Below are 24,556 nucleotides of genomic sequence, written 5' to 3' on the forward strand. Positions count from 1 at the left end.
CTGGGCGGCATTCCGCTTCAGCGGCGAAATGCAGGCGCAGCTATCGCGGCTAAAGCGGAATGCCGCCCAGCCGCTCCTACGGGTTCTCATCCTGATGCCGCGGGTTGCCTCTGCGGATTTTATCCGGGCTACACTGCCCGCCGTTCTGAACAGGAGGTGCCATGAGCGCTCAGGTCATAGTGGTCGACGACGAAGCGGCGATTCGCGAGGCGGTGCAGCAGTGGCTGGAGCTGTCCGGGTTCGAGGTACGTACCTGCGCCAGCGCGGCCGAAGCCCTGGCGGTGGTGGACCGCGACTTCCCCGGCATTGTTGTCAGCGATGTGCGCATGCCCGGCAGCGATGGTCTGCAGCTGCTCGACAAGCTGCTGCAGATCGACAGCGATCTGCCGGTGATCCTGGTGACCGGCCACGGCGACGTGCCCATGGCGGTGCAGGCACTGCGTCAGGGCGCCTATGATTTTATCGAGAAACCCTTCACACCCGAGCGCCTGCTCGACAGCGTGCGCCGTGCCCTGGACAAGCGCCGCCTGGTCTGCGAGAACCGCCAGTTGCGCCAGCAGGTGGCGAACAAGGGCCGCATCGAAAGCCAGCTGATCGGCATTTCGCGGCCCATGGAAAACCTGCGCCGGCAGATCCTCGAACTGGCCGGCACCTCGGTCAACGTGTTGATCCGCGGCGAGACCGGTAGCGGCAAGGAGCGCGTGGCGCGCAGCCTGCACGATTTCAGCCCGCGCGCGAGCAAGGCCTTCGCCGCGCTCAACTGCGCGGCGATTCCCGAGACCATCTTCGAAAGCGAGCTGTTCGGCCACGAGAGCGGCGCCTTCACCGGGGCCCAGGCCAAGCGCATCGGCCGCATCGAGCATGCCGACGGCGGCACCCTGTTCCTCGACGAGGTGGAGAGTCTGCCGCTGGCGCAGCAGGTCAAACTGCTACGTGTGCTGCAGGAGAAGACCCTCGAACGCCTGGGCTCGAACAAGAGCATCCAGGTCGACCTGCGGGTGATCAGCGCGGCCAAGCCGGACCTGCTCGACGAGGTCAAGGCCGGGCGTTTCCGCGAGGACTTGGTGTATCGCCTGAACGTCGCCACCCTGCACATTCCACCGTTGCGCGAACGGCGCGAGGACATCCCCCTGCTGTTCGAGCATTTCGCCCACGAGGCCGCGCAACGTCATGGCCGCGAAGCGCCGCCGCTGGCGCCGAGCGAGCTGGCGCGTCTGCTCGGGCATGACTGGCCGGGCAACGTCCGCGAGCTGATCAACGCCGCCGAGCGTCATGCTCTGGGCCTGTCCAGCCCGCCGCCAGCCGAGCGCTTCGCCGGCCAGGCGCTGGCGCAGCAGATGGAGGCCTTCGAGGCGCAATGCCTGCACAACGCGCTGTTGCAATGCCAGGGCAATATCGCCGCGGTGATGGACGTGCTGCAGTTGCCGCGTCGTACGCTCAACGAGAAAATGCAGCGCCACGGCCTGGCGCGCGGTGATTACTTGCCGGGCGGCGAGGAGTAGTCGGCACAGCGTATGTAGAGTGCCCGGCCTCGAACCAGCCGGTGCGCCCCAGGGGCTGGCGGATCAGTCGTAGCCCGGATGAATCCGGGAGCAGGTTGCATATCGATTTTCCCGGATTGCGTCCGGGTTATTCGATAAGCGGATTTTTGCTTATGGATGTTCGGGTGTAAGCGGTTTCCCGCTCAGTGACCCCATGGTCTCCAGATAGGAGCCCTCTATCTCGGGCTTTTCAGGCTCTGGCACGGCATCTGCTATGTCTGTTGTAGCCGTGCAGCAACTTGCCGACGCGGCGACCATAACAACGACAAGAGGTCAGCCCCATGAACTGCCATGCCCCTCGCGCCATGCCGCACTCGCTGCTTTGCATGGGCCGCCTCCCCACCGCGCCTGCCGCGGTTCTTGTCCTACGCTGCACCCTGCGCCGCTGATCGCGCACCGCCGATGCCGCCTCGGTGGCGTCGTCTAGATTGAAACTCTGCATAAAGCCATAACAACGACGGAGATATTCCATGCGACTGACCAAGAAACTCAGCCTGTTCGCCGCTGCCGCGGCCATCACTGCCAGCACCGCAGTCCTCGCTGCCCCGACCTTCATCAACGTGCTCACCGGCGGTACCAGCGGTGTGTACTACCCGATCGGCGTAGCCCTTTCGCAGCTGTACAGCAATGGCATCGAAGGTTCCAAGACCTCGGTCCAGGCGACCAAGGCGTCGGTGGAAAACCTCAACCTGCTGCAGGCCGGTCGTGGCGAGCTGGCCTTCGCCCTCGGTGACTCGGTCGCCGATGCCTGGAATGGCGTTGAAGACGCCGGCTTCAAGGCACCGCTGAAGAAAATCCGCGCCATCGCCGGTACCTATCCGAACTACATCCAGATCGTCGCCAACGCCGAATCCGGCATCAAGACCCTGGAAGACCTCAAGGGCAAGCGCATCTCCGTCGGCGCACCGAAGTCCGGTACCGAGCTCAACGCCCGCGCCATCTTCGAAGCTGCCGGTCTGACCTACAAGGACATGGGCAAGGTCGAGTTCCTGCCGTACGCCGAGTCGGTCGAGCTGATCAAGAACCGTCAGCTGGACGCTACCCTGCAGTCCTCCGGCCTGGGCATGGCAGCCATTCGTGACCTGGCTTCGACCATGAAGATCAGCTTCGTCGCCATCCCGGCCGAAGTGACCGCGAAGATCGACAACGCTGCCTACGAGGCCGCCACCATTCCGGCCGGCACCTACGACGGTCAGGACGCCGACGTACCCACCGTCGCCATCACCAACATCCTGGTCACCCATGAAGGCGTTTCCGACGAAGTGGCTTACCAGATGACCAAACTGATGTTCGACAACCTCGAGCGCCTGGGCACCGCCCACTCCGCGGCCAAGGACATCAAGCTGGACACCGCTACCAAGAACCTGCCGATCCCGCTGCACCCGGGTGCCGAGCGCTTCTACAAGGAAGCTGGCGCGCTCTGATGCAGGGCAGGCCGTGGCGTGCGCCACGGCCTGTTTGCTCTGTATCGACGCCGATACTGCTGTTGCAGGAGCGGATTCCGCGATGTTCGCGAGGAAATCGCGGATGAATCCGCTCCTACAGAGCAAAGATCGGAACGGACAGGGTCCCCAGAATCGCGAATAAAACCGGCGTTCACAGGGCGGTGGGTTTTGTTGGCGACTCTGTCACCGCAATCGAAGTAGTCATGAGGTTTGCACTCCATGAGTGAACAAGACAACGGCCTGGCTTCCAGCCCGTCCGACTGGCCGAAGGCGCTGTTCGCCGTCGCCCTGCTGTTTTCCATTTTCCAGATATTCACCGCAGCCTTTCACCCGGTGTCGACCCAAGTGCTGCGTGCGGTGCACGTCGGCTTCCTGCTGCTGCTGGTGTTCATCAGCTTCCCCGGGCTCGGCAAGGGCCGCCCGTGGCAGCCGCTGGCCTGGCTGCTGGGCCTGGCCGGCATGGCCACGGCCATCTACCAGTGGTACTTCGAGGCGGACCTGATCCAGCGCTCCGGTGACATGACCACCAACGACATGATCGTCGGCCTGACCCTGATCGTGCTGGTGTTCGAGGCTGCGCGCCGGGTCATGGGCATCGCCCTGCCGATCATCTGCGCGCTGTTCCTCGCCTACGGCATGCTCGGCCAGTACCTGCCGGGCGACCTGATGCACCGCGGCTACGGCCTTGACCAGATCGTCAACCAGCTGTCGTTCGGCACCGAAGGTCTGTACGGCACGCCTACCTACGTGTCGGCCACCTACATCTTCCTGTTCATCCTGTTCGGCGCCTTCCTCGAGCAGGCCGGGATGATCAAGCTGTTCACCGACTTCGCCATGGGCCTGTTCGGCCACAAGGTCGGCGGTCCAGCCAAGGTATCGGTGGTGTCCTCGGCGCTGATGGGCACCATCACCGGTTCCGGCGTGGCCAACGTGGTCACCACCGGCCAGTTCACCATCCCGCTGATGAAGCGCTTCGGTTATCGGCCGGCCTTCGCTGGTGGTGTCGAGGCGACTTCGTCGATGGGCAGCCAGATCATGCCGCCGATCATGGGCGCCGTGGCCTTCATCATGGCCGAGACCATCAACGTGCCGTTCATTGAGGTGGCCAAGGCCGCGCTGATCCCGGCGCTGCTGTACTTCGGCTCGGTGTTCTGGATGGTCCACCTGGAAGCCAAGCGCGCCAACCTGCGCGGCCTGCCCAAGGACGAATGCCCGAATCCGTGGAAGGCCGTGCGTGAGCGCTGGTTCCTGCTGATCCCGCTGTTCATCCTCATCTACCTGCTGTTCTCCGGCCGTACCCCGCTGTTCTCCGGCACCGTCGGCCTGGCGCTGACCGCCATGGTCATCCTCGGCTCGGCGATCATCCTGCGGGTGTCCTCCAAGGTCATGCGCTTCGCCTTCTGGATCGCCCTGGGCGTGCTCTGCGCCGGCTTCTTCCAGCTCGGTATCGGCGTGGTTTTCGGTGTTATCGCCGCGCTGGTGGCAGTCTGCTGGTTCGTCAAAGGTGGTCGTGAAACCCTGACCCTGTGCCTGCACGCACTGGTCGAAGGTGCGCGTCATGCGGTGCCGGTGGGCATCGCCTGCGCCCTGGTCGGCGTGATCATCGGCGTGGTGTCGCTGACCGGTGTGGCCTCCACCTTCGCCGGCTACATCCTTGCCATCGGCCAGGACAACCTGTTCCTGTCGCTGGTGCTGACCATGCTCACCTGCCTGGTGCTGGGCATGGGCATTCCGACCATCCCCAACTACATCATCACCAGCTCGATTGCCGCACCGGCGCTGCTGGAACTGGGCGTACCGCTGATCGTCTCGCACATGTTCGTCTTCTACTTCGGCATCATGGCCGACCTCACGCCGCCGGTGGCGCTGGCCTGCTTCGCCGCCGCGCCGATCGCCAAGGAGCGCGGTCTGAAGATCAGCCTGTGGGCCGTGCGCATCGCCGTGGCCGGCTTCGTCGTGCCTTATATGGCGGTGTATTCGCCGGCGCTGATGCTGCAGGGCGACAGCCTGCTCGCCACCTTCTACGTGCTGTTCAAGGCCGCGTTGGCCATCGGCATCTGGGGCGTGGTGTTCACCGGCTACCTGCAGGCCAAGCTGACCTGGTGGGAGCGCATCCTGGGTCTGGCGGCCGGCGCCAGCCTGATTCTCGCCACCCCGATCAGTGACGAAATCGGCTTCGCCCTCAGCGCCATCTTCATCGCTCAGCACTTCTGGCGCGCCCGTCGCGCCGAGGCAGCGACGGCGTGATCGGCCTGTGCCTGGGGTTGGCCGGTGCAGTGTGGGCAGAGTTGCCCACGCCGGCCTTCACCCTGGCCTGGACCCACACCATCGAGAAGATCCGCTGGGAAGAGGATTACCGCGTCACCGCCGAGGGCCTGGTTCTCGGTGAGGCGCGGGTCAAGGGTTCCGGCGCCGGAATGGAAATTCCCGACGGCGCCGAACTGCGCAATGGCAGCTGGCACTACCAGCGTCAGCTACCGCCTTTGCAACCCCTGCGAGTCGGGCGTACGCCCGAAGCCGGGGATTACCAACTGTGTATCGACCAGCGTTGTCGCCCGATGAGCGACTGGCTCGGCCCGCCAAAAGCGAGCCAGCCGGCGTTGGAACTCTGGAGCTGTGAGCTGAGCTCCCCCGCGGCTGACGCGGGCTAGGTTCGCCAGAGCGAGCCCATGTTCCCGGCGCCACAAGTGCTGGACCAAAAGAAGGAAACCCCCATGCGGCGCGAGCCTGTGGGGGTTTTGTTCGTCTGCGCGGCGCGAATCTTATGCGCTTATGCACTGTCCAAATCGCCGCGGGGCGCGCCTCCTATCGGAGCGGCGGCCCGACGCCCTGGTGCCCCGAGGTACCATCGGCCTGGCCCATTATCCGCTCAGGAGACCTGTCATGCGCATCCTCTCGCGTTCCGTTCTACCGCTCGCCCTCTGTCTATCGCCCACTCTGGCCAGCGCCCTGGATATTCAGCCCGGCGTCTGGGAGGTCAGCTCGCACAACATGCAGGTGGGCGGCCGCGCTATGCCCGGCATGCAGGAAATGCTCGGGCAGATGCAGAACCTGCCAGCCGAGCAGCGCCAGATGATGGAGGACATGATGGCCGAGCAGGGCATCAAGCTCGGCGCCGGCGGCGTGCAGATGTGTCTTACCGCCGAGCAGATCGAGGCCCAGGAAATCCCCCTGCATGATCCCGACTCAGGCTGCAGCAACGAGATTCTCGAACGCAGCGCGGCGGTGTGGAAGTTCCGTTTCACCTGCCCGCAGGCTCAGGGCGAAGGAGAAACGCGCTTCGTCAGCGACAAGGAGTTCACCACCCAGGTCAAGGGCACCTACAACGGCCAGCCGAGCAGCATGGAAAGCCGTGCGCGCTGGGTCGGGGCGGATTGTGCTGCCCTGAAGCGCTAGACCTCACAGGCCGTGGCGTAAGCGTATCGCCGCGACCTGCTCGGCCCGTTCGGCGAGGAAGCGGTTGAACGCCTCGATCAGCTGCGGGTGGCGGATGCTGGACAGGTAGTAATGGTCTTCCACGTGGGGCAGCTGTGGATCGAACACCAGGCTGCCCGCCGCCATGCCCATCTGCTCCAACTGGTGAGCGACGACCTTGGGGTTGAGATAGACCGCATCGACACGATCGCTGCCGGCCATACGCAACAGCGATTCGATCTGATTGGCCTGGATCAGCTGGATACGCCCGGTGCGTATCTCCGGCAGATAGGGCCAGGGCGTGAAGCCGTTCTGCGTGCCGAGCAGTTCGATGCGCTGCATGCCCTGGCCCAGATGCTGCGGCTTGACCAGAATGCCGTCGATATACGGTGCTGCCGGATGGCTGTAGTGGACGCTGTGGCCGGCTTTCTGATCGGCATTCCACTGCGGATGATCGGGAAATTTGAGGTCGACCCGGTCAGCGAGAAAATCGCTGAGCAGCCGCCTCACCGGCAGCGGCGTATAGACGAAGCGATAGCCGTACTCGGCGGCGAAGGCATCCAGCAGGTCGCGGGCGTAACCGCGGTACTCGCCGTCCTGTACATCGGAGTAGGGCTGATAGGGCTGCAGTTCGACGCCGACGCGAATCTCCTCCTGCGCGGCGGCGGGCGCAGCGAACAGGCACAGGCTGAGTAGCAGGGCATGGCGTCTTTTCATGGCAGGCGGGGTCTCGCTGACAGCGAACAGCGGCTGGCTCCGCTAACCATAGCCGCGCCGCGCAGCCCGCACAAAATTTCCTGCTCGAGCATCGCCGCGGCGTGGCATCAGAGGATCGGCGAAATCAGCCGCGCCACGCGCATGCCCAGTTGCTGCAGGCGATGCAGTTCGCGCCGGTCGGCGTTGACCAGCTCGCGTGAGCGGCTGAAATCCTCTTCCAGCATGTGCGCCACTTGCGCGTTGAAGGCCTCGTCGAAGGTCAGAAGGTTGGCTTCGAAATTCAGGCGGAAGGAGCGGTTGTCCAGGTTGGCGCTGCCCAGCACGCAGGCGTCGTGGTCGATCAGCAGCGCCTTCTGATGCAGGAAGCCTGGCTGATAACGGAAGATGCGCACGCCGGCGCGCAACGCCTCGAAGGCATACAGGCTGGAGGCGGCGTAGACGATGTGGTGGTCAGCTCGCGCCGGCAGCAGCAGGCGCACGTCCACGCCGCGCATCACCGCCAGACGCAGGGCGGCGAACAGTGCCTCGTCGGGGACGAAGTAGGGGCTGCTCAGCCATACCCGTTCGCGCGCTGCGTGAATCGCTTCGACGAACAGCAGCGAGCAGGTTTCCTGCGGGTCCGCCGGGCCGCTGGCGATCACCTGGCAGAGTAGGCCGGGCTCGTCCTGCTTGCTCGGCATCAGCATTGGCGGCAGTTTCTGGCAGGCCCAGTACCAGTCCTCGGCGAAGGCTTCCTGCAGGCTCGCCACCACCGGCCCGCGTACCTCCACGTGGGTGTCGCGCCATGGCGCCAGCGGCGGCTTCTGCCCGAGGTATTCGATGCCGACGTTGAGCCCGCCGAGGAAGCCGATCTCGCCATCGACCACGACGATCTTGCGGTGGTTGCGGAAATTCAGCTGGAAGCGATTGAGCAGCCCGGCGCGGGTGGGGAAGGCATGCACCTGCGCGCCGCCCCGGCGCAGGCTGTCGATATAGGCGCGCGGCAGCGTATGACTGCCGACGCCGTCGTACAGCACGTGAACCTGCACGCCGGCGGCGGCGCGCTCCAGCAGCACGTCACGCATGCGTTGGCCGAGGGCGTCGTCACGGATGATGAAGAACTGCAGGAGGATCGTCTGTTGGGCACTGGCCAGCGCACTGAAGATCGCCTCGAAGGTGGCCTCGCCGTCGATCAGCAATTCGACGCGGTTGCCGGTCAGGCCGGGCAGGTGCGACAGGCGCGGCAATGCACGCAGGCGATCATACGCGGGCGATAGGTGCGCCGCCTTGGCTTCCTCGACCCAGGGGCGCCAGTCCTGTTCGGCCATGGCCTGGCGCATTTCCTTGTCGGCCTGGCGCCGCGCCTTGACGTAGGCGTCGAAGCGGCTGCGGCCGAAAACCAGGTAAGGCAGCAGCGTCAGGTAGGGCATGAAGAACAGCGACAGCCCCCAGGCCAGCGCGCCTTGTGCCGTGCGCACGGTCAGCACGGCGTGTATCGCGGCCAGGACGCCGAGGGCGTGGATGGTGGCGATCAGGTAACCGAACAGGTTGGGAATGCCGAAATCCGCAGGCATGCGGGGTCTTCCTTTGCACGGATTGTGTGCAGCTGACCATGGGGGTTGCGCAGCGTTCGTCGCCATGCTGCCACGGCGGCTGGACGAATGGCAGTGTCGGGCAAAATGCCAGCCGTTAGGGAATCATTCGCAACTCTCATGTGTCTGTGAGTCTGAGTGAGCGGAATTCATGTGTTACCCTTTCTACTTCGACCCACTTGTCGGTCGTCTTTAATTGGAGGAGGGCATCCGTCCTGTTCACGCTCGTCTAGCGAGTCAAACGCATCAAGGAGTACGCCACGTATGGGAAACGTCCCTTCGCATGACACGACCCCGCCACCCGCAGCGGAAACCCACGAAGGCATCCCGGCACCGACCGGTGAAGCCAATCTGATCGATACCGATTACGTCATCGGTCAGGACAACATCAAAGGGCAGTTCATCTTCGCCCTCGACATCCACGGCAAGGTTTTCACCATCTCCGCGCTGGTCGCGGTGATCTTCATGATTCTCGCCCTGGCTCTGCAGAACCAGATCGAACCGCTGTTCAGCGGTGTGCGCGACTGGCTCACCCATCACATGGCCTGGTTCTTCATCGGTGCCGCGAACGTCTTCGTCCTGCTCTGTCTCGGCCTGATCCTCTCGCCGCTGGGCAAGGTGCGCATCGGCGGCAAGGACGCGACGCCCGACTACACCTATATGGGCTGGTTCTCCATGCTGTTCGCCGCCGGTATGGGCATCGGCCTGATGTTCTACGGCGTGTCCGAACCCATGTCGCACTACAGCGCGGCGATGGGCGGAATTACGGTCGGTGAGGACGGTGTGCGTACCGACTGGGCGCCGCTCGGCGGCGCTGCCGGTAACGCCGAGGAAGCCGTGCGCCTGGGCATGGCTGCGACCATCTTCCACTGGGGTCTGCACCCTTGGGCGATCTACGCCATCGTCGCGCTGGCGCTGGCGCTGTTCTCGTTCAACAAGGGCCTGCCGCTGTCGATCCGCTCGATCTTCTACCCGATCCTCGGCGAGCGTGTGTGGGGCTGGCCGGGCCATGTGGTCGACATTCTCGCGGTGTTCGCCACCCTGTTCGGGCTGGTCACCTCGCTGGGGCTGGGTGCCGAGCAGGCGGCTGCGGGTGTGGAGTACCTGTTCGGCATCCCGGCGACGGACACCACCAAGGTGCTGCTGATCGTCGCCATCACCCTGATCGCGCTGGCTTCGGTGGTCGCCGGCCTCGACAAGGGGGTCAAGCGTCTGTCGGAGATCAACATGGGCCTGGCCATGGCCCTGCTGTTGTTCATCATCATCGCCGGGCCGACCCTGGTGATCTTTACCGACTTCTTCAAGAACCTCGGTGCCTATCTGCAGTATCTGCCGGCACTGGCCAACCCGGTCGGTCGGGAGGACGCCAACTTCAGCCAGGGCTGGACGGCGTTCTACTGGGCCTGGTGGATCAGCTGGTCGCCGTTCGTGGGCATGTTCATCGCCCGCGTCAGCCGTGGCCGCAGCGTGCGTGAGTTCCTTATCGCCGTGCTGCTGGTACCCTCGCTGGTGTCGGTGTTGTGGATGACCGCCTTCGGCGGTACCGCCATCAACCAGTTGCTGGTCGATGGTTTCACCGGTGCGCAGGACGCAGGCCTGGAGCTGAAGCTGTTCAGCATGCTCGGGGAGATGCCGCTGACCGCCATCACCTCGTTCATCGGCATTGTGCTGGTGGTGGTGTTCTTCATCACCTCGTCGGACTCGGGTTCGCTGGTGATCGACACCATCACGGCCGGTGGCAAGGTCAACGCGCCGGTACCGCAGCGCGTGTTCTGGGCCAGCATCGAAGGCGTGATCGCCATCGCCCTGCTGCTCGGCGGCGGCCTGGTGGCGTTGCAGGCAATGGCCGTGTCGACCGGCTTGCCGTTCACCATCGTGCTGCTGGTGGGCTGCATTTCCATCGTCAAGGGACTAATGAGCGAGCCGCGCTGACGCTCGCTGTTCATCTTGTCCAGAAGCGCGCCCATGGGCGCGCTTTTTTTATGGTCGCCATCTCTGCAGCTGACGCCTGGACAGCACCTCAGCGACATCGGCAAGCGCAGGCGACATCCTTTGCCGACCAGCATGACGCCCAGTTTTCTAGTCAAAGCGCCAGAACACCGGCAGACGCCTTTTTGTCGTCCCCTGCGCCTTTCGCTCCCTCAGTCGTTATCGGGAAAAACCGCGACGTTTCCGCAGCTCAAGGCCGAATTTCCTTCTGATAGCGTCAGCTTCCGCGTATAGCAGCGGCGGTCGCCGCATTGCTCGCGAATAAAACAAGAAGGAGCAGCCCCTTGAGCCAAGGCCCCGTATCACGCAAGAACGACTCATCCGTAGACGGTATTCCCGCCCCCAGTGGCGCAGCCAATCTCATCGATACCGATTATGTGGTTGGCCAGGACAACATTCGTGGCCGTTATCTGGTCAATCTCGATATCCATGGGGTGGTATTCCTGATATCGGCGGTCACTGCATTCATTTTCGTCGTGCTGGCGCTGGCCATGCACGACCAGGTGGAACCGCTGTTCAAAGCCGTGCGTGACTGGCTGACAGTGAACCTGTCCTGGTTCTTCATCGGCTCGGCGAACATCTTCGTGTTGTTGTGTCTGGGCCTGATCGTCTCGCCACTGGGCAAGGTGCGCCTCGGCGGCACGCTGGCGCGACCGGACTATTCCTACGCGTCCTGGTTCTCCATGTTGTTCGCGGCGGGTATGGGCATCGGCCTGATGTTCTACGGCGTGGCCGAACCCATGTCGCACTTCGACTCTTCGCTGGCGGGGGTGGCTGTCGGGGAGGGCGGCGCTCGCACCGACTGGGCCCCGCTGGACGCCGCAGCGGGGAATGCGGCGGAAGCTGCGCGCCTGAGCATGGCGGCCACCATCTTCCATTGGGGCCTGCACCCCTGGGCGATCTACGCCATCGTGGCGCTGGCCCTGGCGCTGTTCGCCTTCAACAAGGGGCTGCCGCTGTCGTTCCGCTCGATCTTCTTCCCGCTGCTCGGTGAGCGTGTGTGGGGGTGGCCGGGGCATCTGATCGACATTCTGGCGGTGTTCGCCACCCTGTTCGGTCTGGTTACCTCGCTCGGCCTGGGTGCCGAGCAGGCCACCGCCGGTCTGCACGTATTGTTCGGCCTGCCCGCCGATACCACCACCAAGGTGTTGTTGATCACCGTCATCACCCTGATCGCGCTGTGCTCGGTACTGGCCGGTGTGGACAAGGGCGTCAAGCGTCTGTCCGAGATCAACCTGGGCCTGGCCATCGTGCTGCTGCTGTTCGTGCTGGTTGCCGGCCCGACCGCATTGTTGCTGAGCGGCGTGCTGGATAACCTCGGCGCCTACCTGCAGTACCTGCCGGCGCTGTCCAATCCGATCGCTCGTGAAGACGCCAACTTCAGCCAGGGCTGGACCGCGTTCTACTGGGCCTGGTGGATCAGCTGGTCGCCGTTCGTCGGCATGTTCATCGCCCGCGTTAGCCGTGGCCGGACCGTGCGCGAGTTCCTCACCGCCGTGCTGTTGGTGCCGACGCTGGTTTCGGTGATCTGGATGACCACCTTTGGCGGTACGGCGTTGGACCAAGCCCTCGGTGGCTTGACCGAGCTGCAACAGGCAGCCCTGGAGCTGAAGATGTTCGTCATGCTCGATCAGTTGCCGATCAGTGCTATTAGCTCCTTTGCTGCGATCGTTCTGGTCGTGCTGTTCTTCATCACCTCTTCGGACTCCGGGTCGCTGGTGATCGACACCATCACCGCGGGCGGCAAGATCAATTCGCCGGCTTCGCAGAAGGTGTTCTGGGTGGTCATGGAAGGTGCGATGGCGGTCGCCCTGCTTCTGGGCGGTGGCCTGGTGGCCCTGCAGGCCATGGCGGTTTCCACTGGTCTGCCGTTCACCCTCGTGCTGCTGGTGGGCTGTGTGGCGATCGTCAAAGGGTTGATGAGCGAACCGCGCTAGGCGTGACGCCGCGCCGCCATAGGCGGCCCTGGCACGACAACGACGCCCCTATCGCACGATAGGGGCGTCGTTGTTTGTGAGCCTTGAAACCCATGGCAACGCGTCTTTACGAGGCCGGAGACAGGGTAGCCGCGATGATCCTAACGGCAGGTGATCGACCGTCAGGGGCGCTGATCGAGGGGTAGGCTTGCAGCCGGACAATGCGTGAGTCGAAGAGAAACCATCAATATCAGCGCATGTAGCGCAAGTGTAGCCATGCCTTGCTGCGGCCGTGCACTGCACGCTGTTGAGGCTCGCCCGGAGGTTTTTGCCCGTGGGACTTTCTCAAGCGGGAGCAGCTTGCAGCATGCGTTAACGCCAGAGGGCGATATCAACCTTCGCTGGAAACAAAAACGCCCCGGATAAACCGGGGCGTTTGCGTCGCTACGCGGGTATCAGCACTCGACGATGTTCACCGCCAGGCCACCGCGAGCGGTTTCCTTGTACTTGGTCAGCATGTCGGCCCCGGTTTCGCGCATGGTCTTGATCACCTTGTCCAGGCTCACGTAGTGCGCGCCGTCGCCGTACAGCGCCATGCGCGCGGCGTTGATCGCCTTCACCGAGGCGATGGCGTTGCGCTCGATGCAGGGAATCTGCACCAGGCCACCGACCGGGTCGCAGGTCAGGCCCAGGTGGTGTTCCATGCCGATCTCGGCAGCGTTCTCGACCTGCTCCGGGGTGCCGCCCAGCACCGCGCACAGCGCGCCGGCGGCCATCGAGCAGGCCACGCCCACTTCGCCCTGACAGCCCACTTCGGCGCCGCTGATCGAGGCGTTTTCCTTGTACAGAATGCCGATGGCGCCGGCAGTCAGCAGGAAGTCGATGATGCCGCGCTCGTTGGCGCCGGAGATGGCGTTGGCGTAGTAGTGCAGCACCGCCGGGACGATACCGGCGGCGCCGTTGGTCGGCGCGGTGACCACGCGGCCGCCTGCGGCGTTTTCTTCGTTCACGGCCAGCGCCCAGAGGTTGACCCAGTCGAGCATACGCAGCGGATCTTCGATGTAGCTGCGCTGGAAGCCGCCCAGCTTGCGCGCCAGGATGGCGGCGCGGCGGCGGACCTTGAAGCCGCCGGCGAGGATGCCCTCGGTGCGGCAGCCACGATCCACGCAGGCCTGCATCACCTTCCAGATATTCAGCAGACCGGCATCGGTTTCTTCGTCGCTGCGCCAGTGGCGCTCGTTGCGACGCATCACTTCAGCGATGCCGATGCCGTGCTCGCGGGTCAGCTTGAGCAGATCGGCGCCGCTGCGAAATGGCAACGGCAGGGTAGTGGCATCCGGAGCGATGATCTTCTGCTTGCTGCCATCGGCCAGCACCGCCTCGCTGACCACGAAGCCGCCGCCCACCGAGTAATAGGTGGCCTCGTGGACTTGGATGCCGGCGGCATCGAAGGCGGCGAAGCGCAAGCCGTTGGCATGCAGCGGCAGCGCCTTGCGGAACATCTTCAGGTCGGCCTTCTCGTCGAAGGCGACGGAGTGCTTGCCGGCCAGGACGATGCGCTTGTCGCGGCGGATGGTGTCGATGTACTCGGGTACCTGATCGACATTGACGGTATCCGGCTCATGGCCGCTGAGGCCGAGCAGCACCGCCTTGTCGCTGCCGTGGCCCTTGCCGGTGGCGCCCAGCGAGCCATACAGCTCGGCGACCACACGGGCCACCTTGGGCATGTGCTCGTGGTTTTCCAGGGCGTGGGTGAACAGCGCGGCGGCGCGCATCGGGCCGACGGTGTGAGAGCTGGACGGGCCGATACCCACTTTGAACAGGTCGAAAACGCTGATAGCCATGGCGGAATTCTTCTTGTCGATTGAACGGACACGCGCCCGGTTACGCGCGTGTGGATGCCTCTATCTAAGAACGGCCCTATCATTATGTATACTGATTTATTTTTAACGTATTCGTTAGCGTCACTTAACTATTGAGATCGCGCCATGGACCTCACCCGCCTGCGAACCCTGCGTGAACTGGCTCGCTGCCGCACCATGGCGGCGGCTGCCGAGTCGCTGCACCTGACGCCTTCTGCCGTATCGCAGCAGGTCGCCCAGCTCGAACGTGAAGTCGAGGTGGCGCTGATCGAGCGGCGCGGGCGCGGCGTGGTGCTGACTCCCGCGGGCGAGCGGCTGGTGGCACATGCCGAGCGCATCCTCATGGTGCTCGACGAAGCGCGTTCGGAGCTGGCGCTGCTGCGCGGCGAAATCGCCGGCGAATTACGGGTGGCGGCCTTTCCCTCGATCGCCGTGGCGGTGATTGCGGAAACCGTGCGGGCGCTGCGCAGCGCCTATCCGCGGCTGAACGTTGTGGTGCTGGATCTGGAGCCGCAGGAAAGCCTCAGTGCCCTGGGCTCCTGGCAGATCGACGTGGCGGTGATCGACGACCTGGCCGTGACCCCGGATGAGAACCGCGAACATTACGCGCTGATTCCCCTGACCCAGGATCTGCTGCACGTGCTGCTGCCCATCGACCATGCCCTGGCCAGGCGCGACAGCCTGACCGTGGCCGACCTGCGCGACGAAGCCTGGGCGCTGGATTCCTCGGGTAGCTCGTTCGGCGAATTCATCACCAACCTGTGCCGCCGCTCCGGCTATGCGCCGCGGATCAACGCCCATTGCGCCGGTTTCGAAATGGTCGCGGCCATGGTCGCCTCAGGCAATTCCATTTCCATCGTCTCCGGCCTGCGCCTGGTGCGCCCGCTGCCCGGCGTCACCGCCGTGCCGCTGCTGCCGGATATCCAGCGCGGCGTCTTCCTCGCCTACCGCAAGGGCGAGCGCGATCATCCGGCGGTGAACGTGTTTCTCGACGAGGCGATTTATACGGCCGACAGGGTGTTGGGCTAGCGCCACTGAGCCCCTGTAGGAGCGGCTTCAGCCGCGATGCTTTCGGCTTTTTCGATGTGTCCGCACTTCACAGGGGTGCCCCGAGCTTTACTCAGCCGGCGTGACGCACTCTTGATCCGCTTCAGCCGCCAACTTCGCCCTGTCAGCCTTGCTGAGGTACTTGGGTTTGTTGCTTTTAGGCGCGAGCTTGGCGTTGGCCTTCTTGGCGTGGGCTTCAAGCAGTTGTTTGATCTTCTTGCGGCGATTCATGGTTGTGAGTCTGCCCTGTCCTAAATTGTTGATGATCCTCACGCGGAGCCCGCAGGATGGGTACCGCTATGCTCAACCCCCCAGCTACCTAATGCCCGGCTTGCAACGCGACATTGGAAAGCAAGAGCTTCGCGGCCAAAGCCGCTCCCCGAAGTGGGCGGTTGGTTTCAGCTCCAGAGCGCCCCGACCGGCGTATGCGGTGGGTAATGCGTCGCCGCCTGCGCCTGCAGCAGTTCGCCACAGGCCAGGGCGTCGGTCAGCGCATGGTGCGCCGAGTACAGCGGCAAGCCGTAGCGCAGGCGGCTGTCGGCCAGGCGGATGGAGATGGGCTCACGGCCACGCAGGCGGTCCCACCAGCTGACCGTGCGCTTGGGATGCAGGCGGGCTTCCAGCTCCATGGTGTCGATGACCGGGAACACCAGCCCTTCGCCCAGATGCTGGCGCACCGCCTGGTCGAGGAAGCCTCGCTCGATGTTGCGGTAGTGCGCCACCACCACCTTGCCGGCCAGGGCTTCGAGCAGTTCGTCCAGGACGTGCGCCAGGCGAGGCGCATGGCGGATGTCGGAATGGGTGATGTGGTGGAAGGTCACCGACTCGGCGCTCAGTTCGCCAGTGGGTTTGACCACCCAGTAGCGCGACTCGGCGCAGCGGACGCGTTGCAGGCTCATCGGCACCAGGCCGAGGCTGACGATGGCGTGTTCACGCGGATCAAGGCCGGTGGTTTCCACGTCCAGCGCGACCAGTGGCACATCCGCCAATGGCGTGTCGGCGGCGATGCAGCCGGCGCCGTAATAGGCCCGCAGGCGCTCGTCCTCGCTGCTGGCGGCGCGTTCTGCGAAGAGTTGCGGCCAGTCCTGATTCTGATACGTACTCATTGCGGACGAGACAGGGGCTGGGCCGGATAGCGAAAGCGCAGGAATTTCTGCGCATTGCTCACCACCTGGAAGGCTTCCTTGAGGTGGTGGCGTTCGCTGGAGCTGAATTTCTCCGGCTCGACGTAGTTGTCGGGTGGGTTGCCGGCCTCGACTTCACGGGCCTGGTGGCGGATGCGCACCAGACTGAGGAACTCGAAGGCATAGCGCAGATGATCCAGCGCTTCCTGGGGCAGCAGCTTGGTGGCGGCGATGGCGTCGAGGCGTTCCAGCGAGTTCTGTGCCTTGGAGCCGCACGCCAGGGCGTGTACGCGGATCAGGTCGGTCAGCGGCGCCGTGCCGCGGCCCTTGAGGTTGATGATGTTCTTTTGGCGGCCGTCGGTTTCCATGACGAAGGTGCGGAAGAAGCCCAGCGGCGGTGTGCGATTGAGCGCGTTGCGCGCCAGCGCGGCGAGGAAGGCCGGGGTGGCGCTGGCTTTTTCCGCCAGCAATTCCTTGAGATTTTCCACCAGCGCGGTCTTGCCGTACACGCCATCGAGGTCGAAGAAGATGCTGCTGTTGAGTAGGGTCTGCGGGTTGGGCTGTTCGATCCACTGGTTGAAGTAGCCCCGCCAGACTTTCAGCGGCTGGCGCCATTTGGCGTTGCTGGCCATGATGCCGCCCTTGCAGTAGGCATAGCCGCAGGCGGCCAGGCCGTCGCTGACGAATTGCGCCAGTTCGGCGAAGTAGGCGTCGTGCTTTTCCGCGTCGAAGCTGTCGTCGAGCACCAGGGCGTTGTCCTGGTCGGTCAGCAGCAGCTGCTCGTCGCGGGCCATCGAGCCGGCGATCATGAAGCAGTAAGGCACCGGTGGTGGCCCGAGCTTTTCTTCGGCAAGCATCAGCAGGCGCCGGCTGTAGGCGCGGCCGATGCTGCTCATGGCGCGGCCGACCATGTGCGCGCTGGCATCGTCGGCGACCATGCGCACGAAGGTGGCGTGGAGGTCCGGCAGCAGGCTCCTGAGGCCTTCCACCGAGTTCTTGTTGAAGATGCTGTTGACCAGGTAGAGGCTGCTGCGCGACTCGTAGCGAATGACGTCGGCCAGCGAGATCATGCCGACCGGGCGGCGTCGTTGCAGCACGGGCAGGTGGTGGATGTTGTTGCGCAGCATGCACAGCATGGCCTCGAACACCGACTCGTCGGCCTGCACGGTGACCGGGCCGGGGGTCATCACCTGGCTGACCGGCGTGTCGCCTGGTAGCCCTTCGGCCAGTACGCGCATGCGCAGGTCGCGGTCGGTGAGGATGCCGGCCATGACCTGAGTCTGCTGATCGGCCACCTGCACCTGGGCGGGGTTGGGCCAGCGCCTGCCGGGGTTGACGATGATGACCGAGGACACGCTCTGCTCGCTCATGACCTTCGCCACCTGCTGTACCGGCATGTCCAGCGGGACGCTGACTGGCGAGCGACCGATCAGTTTGCGCACCTTGATCTTCATCAGCTCACTGGCTTTGCCGTGGCTGTCTTCCAGGGCGGACTTGAGCCGCGACTGGCCTTCGGCCTCGACGAAATCGGCGAAGCTGTCGAACTGGTCGCAAAGCTGCTGAAACAGCGGGCCGGGGATGAAGTAGATCAGGCTGTCTTCCAGTGCCCTGGCGCCCAGACGCACCTTGTTGCCGCGCAGCAGGCCGGCCTGGCCGAAGATATCGCCCTCGGTCAGGCGGTTGTGCAATTCGCCATTGCGCCGGTAGATTTCCACCGCGCCGCTGCGTACGTAATGCAGTTCGTGAATCTCGGCGCCATAGGCGAGAATCTCGCTGCCGGCCTTGAAGTAGCTGACCTGTACCTGGCCGGCGAGGGTGTCGAGGGTTTCCTCTGGCAGGTCATCGAAAGGCGGGAAACGGCTCAGGTGATCGCGGATTTCGATCAGCTCGATCTGCATGAATAGCTCGCGCGCGCGTGGGACATGGGCCCACCATACCTGTCATGGTGGGGAGAGAAAATGCTGATGCTGTAGCAAACAGCATAGCGGGGTAAGGAAAAAGGCATGCAAGCCTGGCAATGGATAGGCATGACGCTGGCCGTCACGACCGTGGGATACGTGATCTGGTGCTACAACCGCCTGGTGTTCAATCGTCATCGGGTGGCCGAGGCGTGGAGCGGGATCGATGTGCAGCTCAAGCGCCGTTCGAGCCTGATTCCCAACCTGGTGGCAGCGCTGCGCGAATACATGAACTACGAGCGCGACACCCTGGAAGCACTGACCGCGCAACGCGCCAATGCCCAGACTCATGAGGGCGACGCGGTGGCAGCGCGCGGGGCAGCCGAGTCGCAACTGGGCACGACGCTGATGCGGGTGATGATCCTCGCCGAGGCCTATCCCCAGTTGAAGGCCGATGGCAATTTCGTCGCCCTGCAGCGCGCGCTCAGCGAGGTCGAGGAGCAGATTCAGATGTCGCGCCGCTACTACAACGGCGCGGTTCGCGAGCTGAACATCCTCGTCGAGTCGGCGCCGAGCAATCTGGTGGCCAAGGCGCTGCGCTTCGCCACTGCCGAGTATTTCGCCCTCGCCGATGCGCGCGAGGCACAATCGCCAAAAATGGAGTTCTGATCATGCCGGGATGGCTCAAACCGCTTTTCTGTTTGCTGCTGCTGAGCCTAGCGGGCGCTGCGCTGGCCAATGAGGAGGAACGCATCAGCGACTACTCCGTGAACGTCGAGGTGCGCACCGATGGCAGCCTGCAGGTCACCGAGCTGATCACCGTGCAAGCCGCCGGCTACCGGATCAGCCGCGGCATCTTCCGCGACTTTCCGGTGCGGATGATCAGCCGTGAGCAGTTGTTGCGCAGCGTCGGCTTCAAGGTGCTGGAAGTGCAGCGCAACGGCCGGGCAGAGCCCTACCAGCTGGAGTCGCTGGGCGCCGTCGAGCGGATTCGCATCGGCTCGGCCAACCGCGAGCTGGAGCCGGGGCAGCATCGCTATCGCATCGTCTATGTCACCGATCGGCAATTGATCGAACGGCCGAGCGAAGACGAGCTGTACTGGAACGTCACCGGCAACGACTGGCTGTTTCCCATCGACAGGGCGCGTATCAGCGTGCATCTGCCGGAAGGCGCGAAGATCCTCCAGGTCGACGGCTACACCGGGCGGCGTAGCGCGCAGGACAAGCACTTCCGGGTTGTCGCGCAGGACGACGCGCTGCTGCGGATGGAAACCACCCAGCCGCTGGATGCGCGTGAAGGGTTCACCATTGCCGTGGCCTGGCCTGCCGGGCTGATCGAACGCCCATCGGCGTACCAGCGGCTGCTCTGGGTGCTGCAGGACAATCCCGGCCTGCCGCTGGGCGGTCTGATGCTGCTGGCGATGCTGGGCTATTTCATCTGGCAGTGGCGGCAAGTCGGACGTGACCCGGCGAAGGGCCTGATCATTCCGTTGTTCCAGGCGCCGGAAGGCCTGTCGCCAGCGGCTGCCGGGTTCGTCTGGAACCAGGGCTTCAGCGGGCGTTACGAACCGGCCAGGGCGCTCAGCGTGGCGCTGACCTCGATGGCGATCAAGCGCGCCGTACACCTGTCCGATAGTGGCGATGCCTACACCCTCAAGGCCGCCGGCAAGCCGGTGCCACCGCTGCACCCCGGTGAACGCAAGGTCTATGGCGCGCTGTTCAAAACCGCCTCCAGTCTGACCGTGGGCAGCACCTACCAGCCCCGTCTGAAGAATGCGCTGGAGGCCTTGCGCGCCAGCATCAGCGAGAACTATCACGCAGCCTGTTTCAGGCTCAACCGCAAGCAGTGGTGGCGTGGCGTGATCCTGGCGTTGCTGGGCGTGCCGCTGACCCTGCTGCCGGGGTTGAGCGGTGGCGATCTCTTCGTCGTTTGCATGATGTCGCTGTTCGTAATGGCCTTTGGTGCGGTCGGTGTCGGCGGTCTGTTCATTGGCGTGAATAGATGGCGCGCCGGGCAGTACGTGCAGATGATCGTCGGGCTGCTCTTTTCCACGACGTTCGGCGCGGTAGGGCTGCTGGTGCTGGCCATGATGGCCAGTACCGTCCCGGCACTGACGGTCTGGAGCCTGGGCCTGGTGCTGTTGTTCGCGTTGGCCTGCATCCTGTTCCGCTGGTTGCTCGAGGCACCGACCCTGCATGGGCGCGAATTGCTCGACAAGCTCGAAGGCTACCGCGACTACCTGCGACTGGCGGAAAGCGAGCTGGTGGAGAAGGTGGCCGAGGCGCCGGCGATGAGCATCGCACTGTACGAGCAGCACCTGCCCTACGCCATGGCGCTGGGGGTCGAGCAACAGTGGAGTGCGCGCTTCGAGCAGGCCCTGGCAAGCGGCCTGGTGAGCGCGCCGCAGGGCGGCTACAAACCGGATTGGTATTCGGGGCGTAGCCTGTCCAGCCCGCAGTCGTTGAGCGGCAGCCTGTCGTCGAACCTCGGTCGCGCGATGGCGACGGCATCTGTTGCGCCGTCCAGCTCCTCTTCCTCGTCCTTTGGCAGCTCCTCCGGCGGCTCCGGTGGCGGTGGCTCGTCCGGTGGCGGCGGCGGCGGTGGTGGTGGCGGTGGCTGGTAAGAGGAGGCTGCCGATCTCACCAGCCGTGGCTGACCGCCGCCACCGCGTCATGGGCGTGCAGGCTCTCCGCGTGCACGACTTTCAGGTGGAAGGCGCTGGCCTGCGTTAGCTGGCCCAAGGCGCGGTGCAGGCGGCGCGCGGCATCCTCGCAGAACATCAGGTTCTGCCCGTTGGCCAGGGCGAAAGCCTGTTCATCGGCGCGTTTCACCGCTGTTTGCACCGGCGTGCCGAGGGCCTGCTCGGCGCTGTCGATCAACGCCAGCACGGGCAGTTTGGTGCAGCCCGGCGCCAGACGCAGCTGCAGGGTCGCGGTGCTGCGCTGGCTGTGCGGCGTGGCGACGATGCCCTGGGTCGAGCCGAGCCAGTCGATTACCTCCAGATAATCCAGCGGCTCCTGAGCGAAGGTCTCGGCGAAACGCTGCTGGATCAGCTGCCGGGCCAGCGCCGCCGAGCAGGGGCAGGTGGACGAATAGCCGACCTCGACCTGCAATTCGATATTCACCCCGCGGCCGTCCTGCCTGGCGCGCAATTCGAAAGGGTAGGCCTTCCAGCCGGCGAGCGGGCTGACCAGCGCCGGACGTTCGAGCGCCACCTCGCCACGCAGGGTCAGCGTGGCGCTGTCGGCCAGTGTTTGATGACTGCTCAGGCAATCATCCAGCACCTGCAGCACGGCAGCCACGTCTAGTTCCCGATGCGCCAGGCGCTGCGCCGCCAGGTACAGGCGCGACATATGAATGCCGCGCGCGCCGGCATCGTCGAGGCTGACACCGATATCGACGCTGGCGGTCACCGCCGCGCCCGCCAGGCGAATGGGCAGGGCGATGCCGGTCATGCCGACCCAGTCCAGCGGCAGATCATGGTGAGTGGCTTGGGCGGCTATATCCGGCAGAGGCTTTTCGTTCATCGCAAATCCATGGGTTGCTGTCAGCGCTTAATGTTATGTTATAACAATTAAAACAAGCCAGCCGATTTGCCATGATCCTGACCCTGCCCACCGAAGCCGAACTGCTGGCCCAGCCAGCGGATGACTACATGAATGACGCCCAGCAGCGCTTCTTCCGCGAGTTGCTGCTGGCCCAGCGTGCCGAGTTGCAGGCGCGCATCGACGAAGAATTCGCCGAGCTGCGCCAGCCCGAAACCAGCAGCGACGTGGCCGACATCGGCGCCGCCGAGGAGCAACGGCAGTGGCAGCTGCGCCTGCTGGAGCGGGAAAAGAAGCTGCTGGACAAGATCGACCAGGCGCTCGAACGCCTGGCGCGGGGCGAATACGGCTGGTGTGCCGAAACCGGCGAACCCATCGGCCTCAAGCGCCTCTTGCTGCGCCCTACCGCGACGCTGTGTATCGAAGCCAAGGAGCGTCAGGAGCGGCGTGAAAAACATCAGCGTGACCGTGACTGAAACGAGGAACACTCTATGAACCCGCGTCTACCCGTAACCGTGCTGTCCGGCTTTCTCGGCGCCGGCAAAAGCACCCTGCTCAACCATGTGCTGAAAAACCGCGACGGCCTCAAGGTTGCGGTGATCGTCAACGACATGAGCGAAATCAATATCGACGGCAGCGAAGTGCAGCGCGACGTCAGCCTCAACCGCGCCGAAGAAAAGCTGGTGGAGATGAGCAACGGCTGCATCTGCTGCACCCTGCGTGAAGACCTGCTCGAAGAGGTCGCGCGTCTGGCCAGTGACGGCCGTTTCGACTACCTGCTGATCGAGTCCACCGGCATCAGCGAGCCGTTGCCGGTCGCCGAAACCTTCACCCTCCGCGACGAGCAGGGCCGCAGCCTGTCCGACCTGGCGCGGCTGGATACCATGGTCACGGTGGTCGACGGGGTGAATTTCCTGCGCGACTTCCACGAGGCCGACAGCCTGGCCAGCCGTGGCGAAACCCTGGGCGAGGAGGATGAGCGCTCGATCACCGACCTGCTGATCGAGCAGGTGGAATTCGCCGACGTCATCCTGATCAGCAAGATCGACCTGATCAGCCAGGCCGAGCGCGAGGAACTGACGGCCATCCTCCGAGGCCTCAACACCCACGCCGACATTCAGGCCATGAGCATGGGCCAGATCGCCCTGGACAAGATCCTCGATACCGGCCGTTTCGACTTCGACCGCGCCTCGCAGGCGCCGGGCTGGCTCAAGGAGCTGCGCGGCGAGCACGTGCCGGAGACCGAGGAATACGGCATCGCCTCCAGCGCTTATCGTGCGCGCCGGCCGTTCCATCCGCAGCGCTTCTTCGACTTCCTCTCGCAGGATTGGAGCAATGGCCGCCTGCTGCGCTCCAAAGGCTTCTTCTGGCTGGCCAGCAAATACCAGGAGGCCGGCAGCTGGTCGCAGGCCGGCGGCCTGATGCGTCATGGCCTGGCCGGGCGCTGGTGGCGTTTCGTGGCCAAGCAGCACTGGCCGCAGGACGAGGAAGGCCTGCAGACGATCATGCAGCACTGGAGCGCCGAGGTTGGCGATTGCCGCCAGGAGCTGGTGTTCATCGGCCAGAACATCGATTTCGCCCGCCTGGTGCGTGAGCTGGACGACTGCCTGCTGACCGATGCGGAAATGGCCGGCGGCCCCGATGCCTGGCGTCTGCTGGCCGATCCGTTCGGTGCCTGGCAGCAGGAGGCGGCCTGATGTTCGCCCTGCAGTTGCCGAACGTCGCCCGGCAGGTGCTGGGCGAGGATATCCAGGTGCTTGGCGAGGTGCTGCACGACGGCGTCAACCTGGCCGTCTGGCAGCGCCGCCTGCCGGCGCAGATCGCCGACTTCGCCGAGGCGCTGCTGGCGCAGGGCGAGCCGTTGGCGCAGTCCATCACCCTGGAGCTGCCGAGTGCGGACAGCGAGCCGAACCTCGACGGCCTGGTGGCGCAGTACGCCGACCTGCCGGGTCAGGCAGCCTTTCTCGCCGACGTGGCCTGGCTGGTGCGCGCCTATGCCTGCCTGCTCGACGCCCAACGCATCGGCCTGCGTCTGCGTGTGCTGGACAAAGCCATGTGCCCGCGCTTTCACGTCGACCACGTGCCGCTACGGCTGATCACCAGCTATGCCGGCGTCGGCAGCGACTGGCTGGAAGAGGGCGCCATGCCGCGCAGCGCACTTGGTCAGCCGACTGCCGAGCCGCAGGACGAGGCGTTGATTCAGCGCCTGGACACCGGGCATGTGGCGCTGGCGAAGGGCGAGAAATGGCAGGGCAACGAGGGCCGCGGGCTGATCCACCGCTCGCCGCAGCCGCCGGTCGGGCAGCGACGTTTGCTGCTGACTCTGGACTGGCTGGCCTGACATCGCCGCAAGCTGCGCGGCAAACAGTTATAGAAGCCGTACCCCGTGGCGCGATGCTGTTCTTAAGGCGGTAGGCGCTTGGCTCGCCTCTCCCATTTATGGGAGAGGGGCTGGGGGAGAGGGCCTGCTGCTGCCAGGAATGACG

The 24,556-nt window shown here is 64.6% G+C and carries 20 protein-coding genes; 13 read left to right on the top strand and 7 right to left on the bottom strand.

Annotated elements, in window-relative coordinates; all coding sequences use genetic code 11:
* The first annotated feature begins 161 nt into the window (after positions 1-161).
* The 5 genes from B2U07_RS08455 to B2U07_RS08475 all read left to right on the top strand — a co-directional run bounded on the left by B2U07_RS08455 (position 162) and on the right by B2U07_RS08475 (position 6,382).
* Positions 162-1,502: a sigma-54-dependent transcriptional regulator gene (locus B2U07_RS08455; RefSeq protein ID WP_275546337.1), complete on the top strand. Its 1,341-nt coding sequence runs from the start codon at positions 162-164 to the stop codon at positions 1,500-1,502.
* A 509-nt stretch (positions 1,503-2,011) separates the two neighbouring features.
* Positions 2,012-2,965: a TAXI family TRAP transporter solute-binding subunit gene (locus B2U07_RS08460; protein WP_275546338.1), complete on the top strand. Its 954-nt coding sequence runs from the start codon at positions 2,012-2,014 to the stop codon at positions 2,963-2,965.
* A 240-nt stretch (positions 2,966-3,205) separates the two neighbouring features.
* Positions 3,206-5,233, top strand: a complete 2,028-nt coding sequence (locus B2U07_RS08465) for a TRAP transporter permease (protein ID WP_275546339.1) — start codon at positions 3,206-3,208, stop codon at positions 5,231-5,233.
* Positions 5,230-5,637 (top strand): DUF1850 domain-containing protein, encoded by a 408-nt coding sequence (locus tag B2U07_RS08470; RefSeq protein WP_017363488.1) that lies wholly within the window; start codon positions 5,230-5,232, stop codon positions 5,635-5,637. The genes B2U07_RS08465 and B2U07_RS08470 overlap by 4 nt, the downstream gene beginning before the upstream one ends.
* Positions 5,638-5,869: 232 nt before the next feature.
* Complete coding sequence (locus B2U07_RS08475; RefSeq protein ID WP_275546340.1) at positions 5,870-6,382, top strand: DUF3617 domain-containing protein; 513 nt, start codon at positions 5,870-5,872, stop codon at positions 6,380-6,382.
* 3 nt (positions 6,383-6,385) lie between these two features.
* Here B2U07_RS08475 and B2U07_RS08480 read toward each other — a convergent pair whose 3' ends face one another.
* Positions 6,386-7,117 carry a substrate-binding periplasmic protein gene (locus B2U07_RS08480; RefSeq protein ID WP_275546341.1) on the bottom strand — a complete coding sequence of 244 codons (732 nt, stop codon included), beginning with the start codon at positions 7,115-7,117 and terminating at the stop codon, positions 6,386-6,388.
* Positions 7,118-7,224: 107 nt separating this feature from the next.
* The gene (gene cls, locus B2U07_RS08485; RefSeq protein WP_275546342.1) at positions 7,225-8,670 is read right to left on the bottom strand and encodes a cardiolipin synthase; all 1,446 of its coding nucleotides are present in this window, start codon (positions 8,668-8,670) and stop codon (positions 7,225-7,227) included.
* A 282-nt stretch (positions 8,671-8,952) separates the two neighbouring features.
* Here cls and B2U07_RS08490 point away from each other — a divergent pair, with 282 nt between their 5' ends.
* Entirely contained in the window at positions 8,953-10,620 is a 1,668-nt protein-coding gene (locus B2U07_RS08490; RefSeq protein WP_275546343.1) for a BCCT family transporter, read from the top strand.
* A gap of 341 nt (positions 10,621-10,961) precedes the next feature.
* Entirely contained in the window at positions 10,962-12,614 is a 1,653-nt protein-coding gene (locus B2U07_RS08495) for a BCCT family transporter (protein WP_275546344.1), read from the top strand.
* Positions 12,615-13,048: 434 nt separating this feature from the next.
* Here B2U07_RS08495 and B2U07_RS08500 read toward each other — a convergent pair whose 3' ends face one another.
* Positions 13,049-14,437 carry an L-serine ammonia-lyase gene (locus tag B2U07_RS08500; RefSeq protein WP_275546345.1) on the bottom strand — a complete coding sequence of 463 codons (1,389 nt, stop codon included), beginning with the start codon at positions 14,435-14,437 and terminating at the stop codon, positions 13,049-13,051.
* Between the two features lie 144 nt (positions 14,438-14,581).
* On the opposite strand from B2U07_RS08500, the gene B2U07_RS08505 reads away from it, so the two are divergent.
* Positions 14,582-15,484 (top strand): LysR family transcriptional regulator, encoded by a 903-nt coding sequence (locus B2U07_RS08505; protein ID WP_197859415.1) that lies wholly within the window; start codon positions 14,582-14,584, stop codon positions 15,482-15,484.
* A gap of 87 nt (positions 15,485-15,571) precedes the next feature.
* On the opposite strand, the gene B2U07_RS08510 is transcribed toward B2U07_RS08505, so the two are convergent.
* From B2U07_RS08510 to B2U07_RS08520, 3 genes are all read right to left on the bottom strand, one after another.
* The gene (locus B2U07_RS08510) at positions 15,572-15,733 is read right to left on the bottom strand and encodes a DUF2986 domain-containing protein (RefSeq protein WP_275546346.1); all 162 of its coding nucleotides are present in this window, start codon (positions 15,731-15,733) and stop codon (positions 15,572-15,574) included.
* A 167-nt stretch (positions 15,734-15,900) separates the two neighbouring features.
* Complete coding sequence (locus B2U07_RS08515) at positions 15,901-16,608, bottom strand: 3'-5' exonuclease (protein WP_275546347.1); 708 nt, start codon at positions 16,606-16,608, stop codon at positions 15,901-15,903.
* Positions 16,605-18,524: a putative nucleotidyltransferase substrate binding domain-containing protein gene (locus B2U07_RS08520; protein WP_275546348.1), complete on the bottom strand. Its 1,920-nt coding sequence runs from the start codon at positions 18,522-18,524 to the stop codon at positions 16,605-16,607. Before B2U07_RS08520 ends, B2U07_RS08515 begins: the two co-directional genes overlap by 4 nt.
* 105 nt (positions 18,525-18,629) lie before the next feature.
* Between B2U07_RS08520 and B2U07_RS08525 the strand changes: the two genes are divergently transcribed.
* The gene (locus B2U07_RS08525) at positions 18,630-19,193 is read left to right on the top strand and encodes a LemA family protein (RefSeq protein ID WP_275546349.1); all 564 of its coding nucleotides are present in this window, start codon (positions 18,630-18,632) and stop codon (positions 19,191-19,193) included.
* A gap of 2 nt (positions 19,194-19,195) precedes the next feature.
* Positions 19,196-21,148, top strand: a complete 1,953-nt coding sequence (locus B2U07_RS08530) for a DUF2207 domain-containing protein (RefSeq protein ID WP_275546350.1) — start codon at positions 19,196-19,198, stop codon at positions 21,146-21,148.
* Between the two features lie 16 nt (positions 21,149-21,164).
* Here the strand turns inward: B2U07_RS08530 and folE2 are convergent, their stop codons facing one another.
* Positions 21,165-22,052 (bottom strand): GTP cyclohydrolase FolE2, encoded by an 888-nt coding sequence (folE2, locus tag B2U07_RS08535; RefSeq protein WP_275546351.1) that lies wholly within the window; start codon positions 22,050-22,052, stop codon positions 21,165-21,167.
* Positions 22,053-22,123: 71 nt separating this feature from the next.
* On the opposite strand from folE2, the gene dksA reads away from it, so the two are divergent.
* Genes dksA through B2U07_RS08550 form a run of 3 tightly spaced genes read left to right on the top strand, consistent with a single transcriptional unit; the run spans position 22,124 to position 24,411 of the window.
* On the top strand, positions 22,124-22,546 hold the full coding sequence (gene dksA / locus B2U07_RS08540; protein ID WP_275546352.1) for an RNA polymerase-binding protein DksA: 423 nt from the start codon (positions 22,124-22,126) through the stop codon (positions 22,544-22,546).
* Between the two features lie 15 nt (positions 22,547-22,561).
* Positions 22,562-23,767, top strand: coding sequence for a zinc metallochaperone GTPase ZigA (zigA, locus tag B2U07_RS08545; RefSeq protein ID WP_296276793.1), 1,206 nt, complete (start codon positions 22,562-22,564; stop codon positions 23,765-23,767).
* On the top strand, positions 23,767-24,411 hold the full coding sequence (locus B2U07_RS08550; protein ID WP_275546354.1) for a DUF1826 domain-containing protein: 645 nt from the start codon (positions 23,767-23,769) through the stop codon (positions 24,409-24,411). The genes zigA and B2U07_RS08550 overlap by 1 nt, the downstream gene beginning before the upstream one ends.
* Positions 24,412-24,556 lie beyond the last annotated feature (145 nt).

The sequence above is a fragment of the Pseudomonas sp. UBA7530 genome (assembly GCF_002479365.1).
GTDB lineage: Bacteria > Pseudomonadota > Gammaproteobacteria > Pseudomonadales > Pseudomonadaceae > Aquipseudomonas.

Bases quoted from the DNA above. Each gene is read 5' to 3' on its own strand.
- B2U07_RS08455 (WP_275546337.1), top strand. From the start codon at position 162: ATGAGCGCTCAGGTCATAGTGGTCGACGACGAAGCGGCGATTCGCGAG.
- B2U07_RS08460 (WP_275546338.1), top strand. From the start codon at position 2,012: ATGCGACTGACCAAGAAACTCAGCCTGTTCGCCGCTGCCGCGGCCATC.
- B2U07_RS08465 (WP_275546339.1), top strand. From the start codon at position 3,206: ATGAGTGAACAAGACAACGGCCTGGCTTCCAGCCCGTCCGACTGGCCG.
- B2U07_RS08475 (WP_275546340.1), top strand. From the start codon at position 5,870: ATGCGCATCCTCTCGCGTTCCGTTCTACCGCTCGCCCTCTGTCTATCG.
- B2U07_RS08480 (WP_275546341.1), bottom strand. From the start codon at position 7,117: ATGAAAAGACGCCATGCCCTGCTACTCAGCCTGTGCCTGTTCGCTGCG.
- cls (WP_275546342.1), bottom strand. From the start codon at position 8,670: ATGCCTGCGGATTTCGGCATTCCCAACCTGTTCGGTTACCTGATCGCC.
- B2U07_RS08490 (WP_275546343.1), top strand. From the start codon at position 8,953: ATGGGAAACGTCCCTTCGCATGACACGACCCCGCCACCCGCAGCGGAA.
- B2U07_RS08500 (WP_275546345.1), bottom strand. From the start codon at position 14,437: ATGGCTATCAGCGTTTTCGACCTGTTCAAAGTGGGTATCGGCCCGTCC.
- B2U07_RS08505 (WP_197859415.1), top strand. From the start codon at position 14,582: ATGGACCTCACCCGCCTGCGAACCCTGCGTGAACTGGCTCGCTGCCGC.
- B2U07_RS08510 (WP_275546346.1), bottom strand. From the start codon at position 15,733: ATGAATCGCCGCAAGAAGATCAAACAACTGCTTGAAGCCCACGCCAAG.
- B2U07_RS08515 (WP_275546347.1), bottom strand. From the start codon at position 16,608: ATGAGTACGTATCAGAATCAGGACTGGCCGCAACTCTTCGCAGAACGC.
- B2U07_RS08520 (WP_275546348.1), bottom strand. From the start codon at position 18,524: ATGCAGATCGAGCTGATCGAAATCCGCGATCACCTGAGCCGTTTCCCG.
- B2U07_RS08525 (WP_275546349.1), top strand. From the start codon at position 18,630: ATGCAAGCCTGGCAATGGATAGGCATGACGCTGGCCGTCACGACCGTG.
- B2U07_RS08530 (WP_275546350.1), top strand. From the start codon at position 19,196: ATGCCGGGATGGCTCAAACCGCTTTTCTGTTTGCTGCTGCTGAGCCTA.
- folE2 (WP_275546351.1), bottom strand. From the start codon at position 22,052: ATGAACGAAAAGCCTCTGCCGGATATAGCCGCCCAAGCCACTCACCAT.
- dksA (WP_275546352.1), top strand. From the start codon at position 22,124: ATGATCCTGACCCTGCCCACCGAAGCCGAACTGCTGGCCCAGCCAGCG.
- zigA (WP_296276793.1), top strand. From the start codon at position 22,562: ATGAACCCGCGTCTACCCGTAACCGTGCTGTCCGGCTTTCTCGGCGCC.
- B2U07_RS08550 (WP_275546354.1), top strand. From the start codon at position 23,767: ATGTTCGCCCTGCAGTTGCCGAACGTCGCCCGGCAGGTGCTGGGCGAG.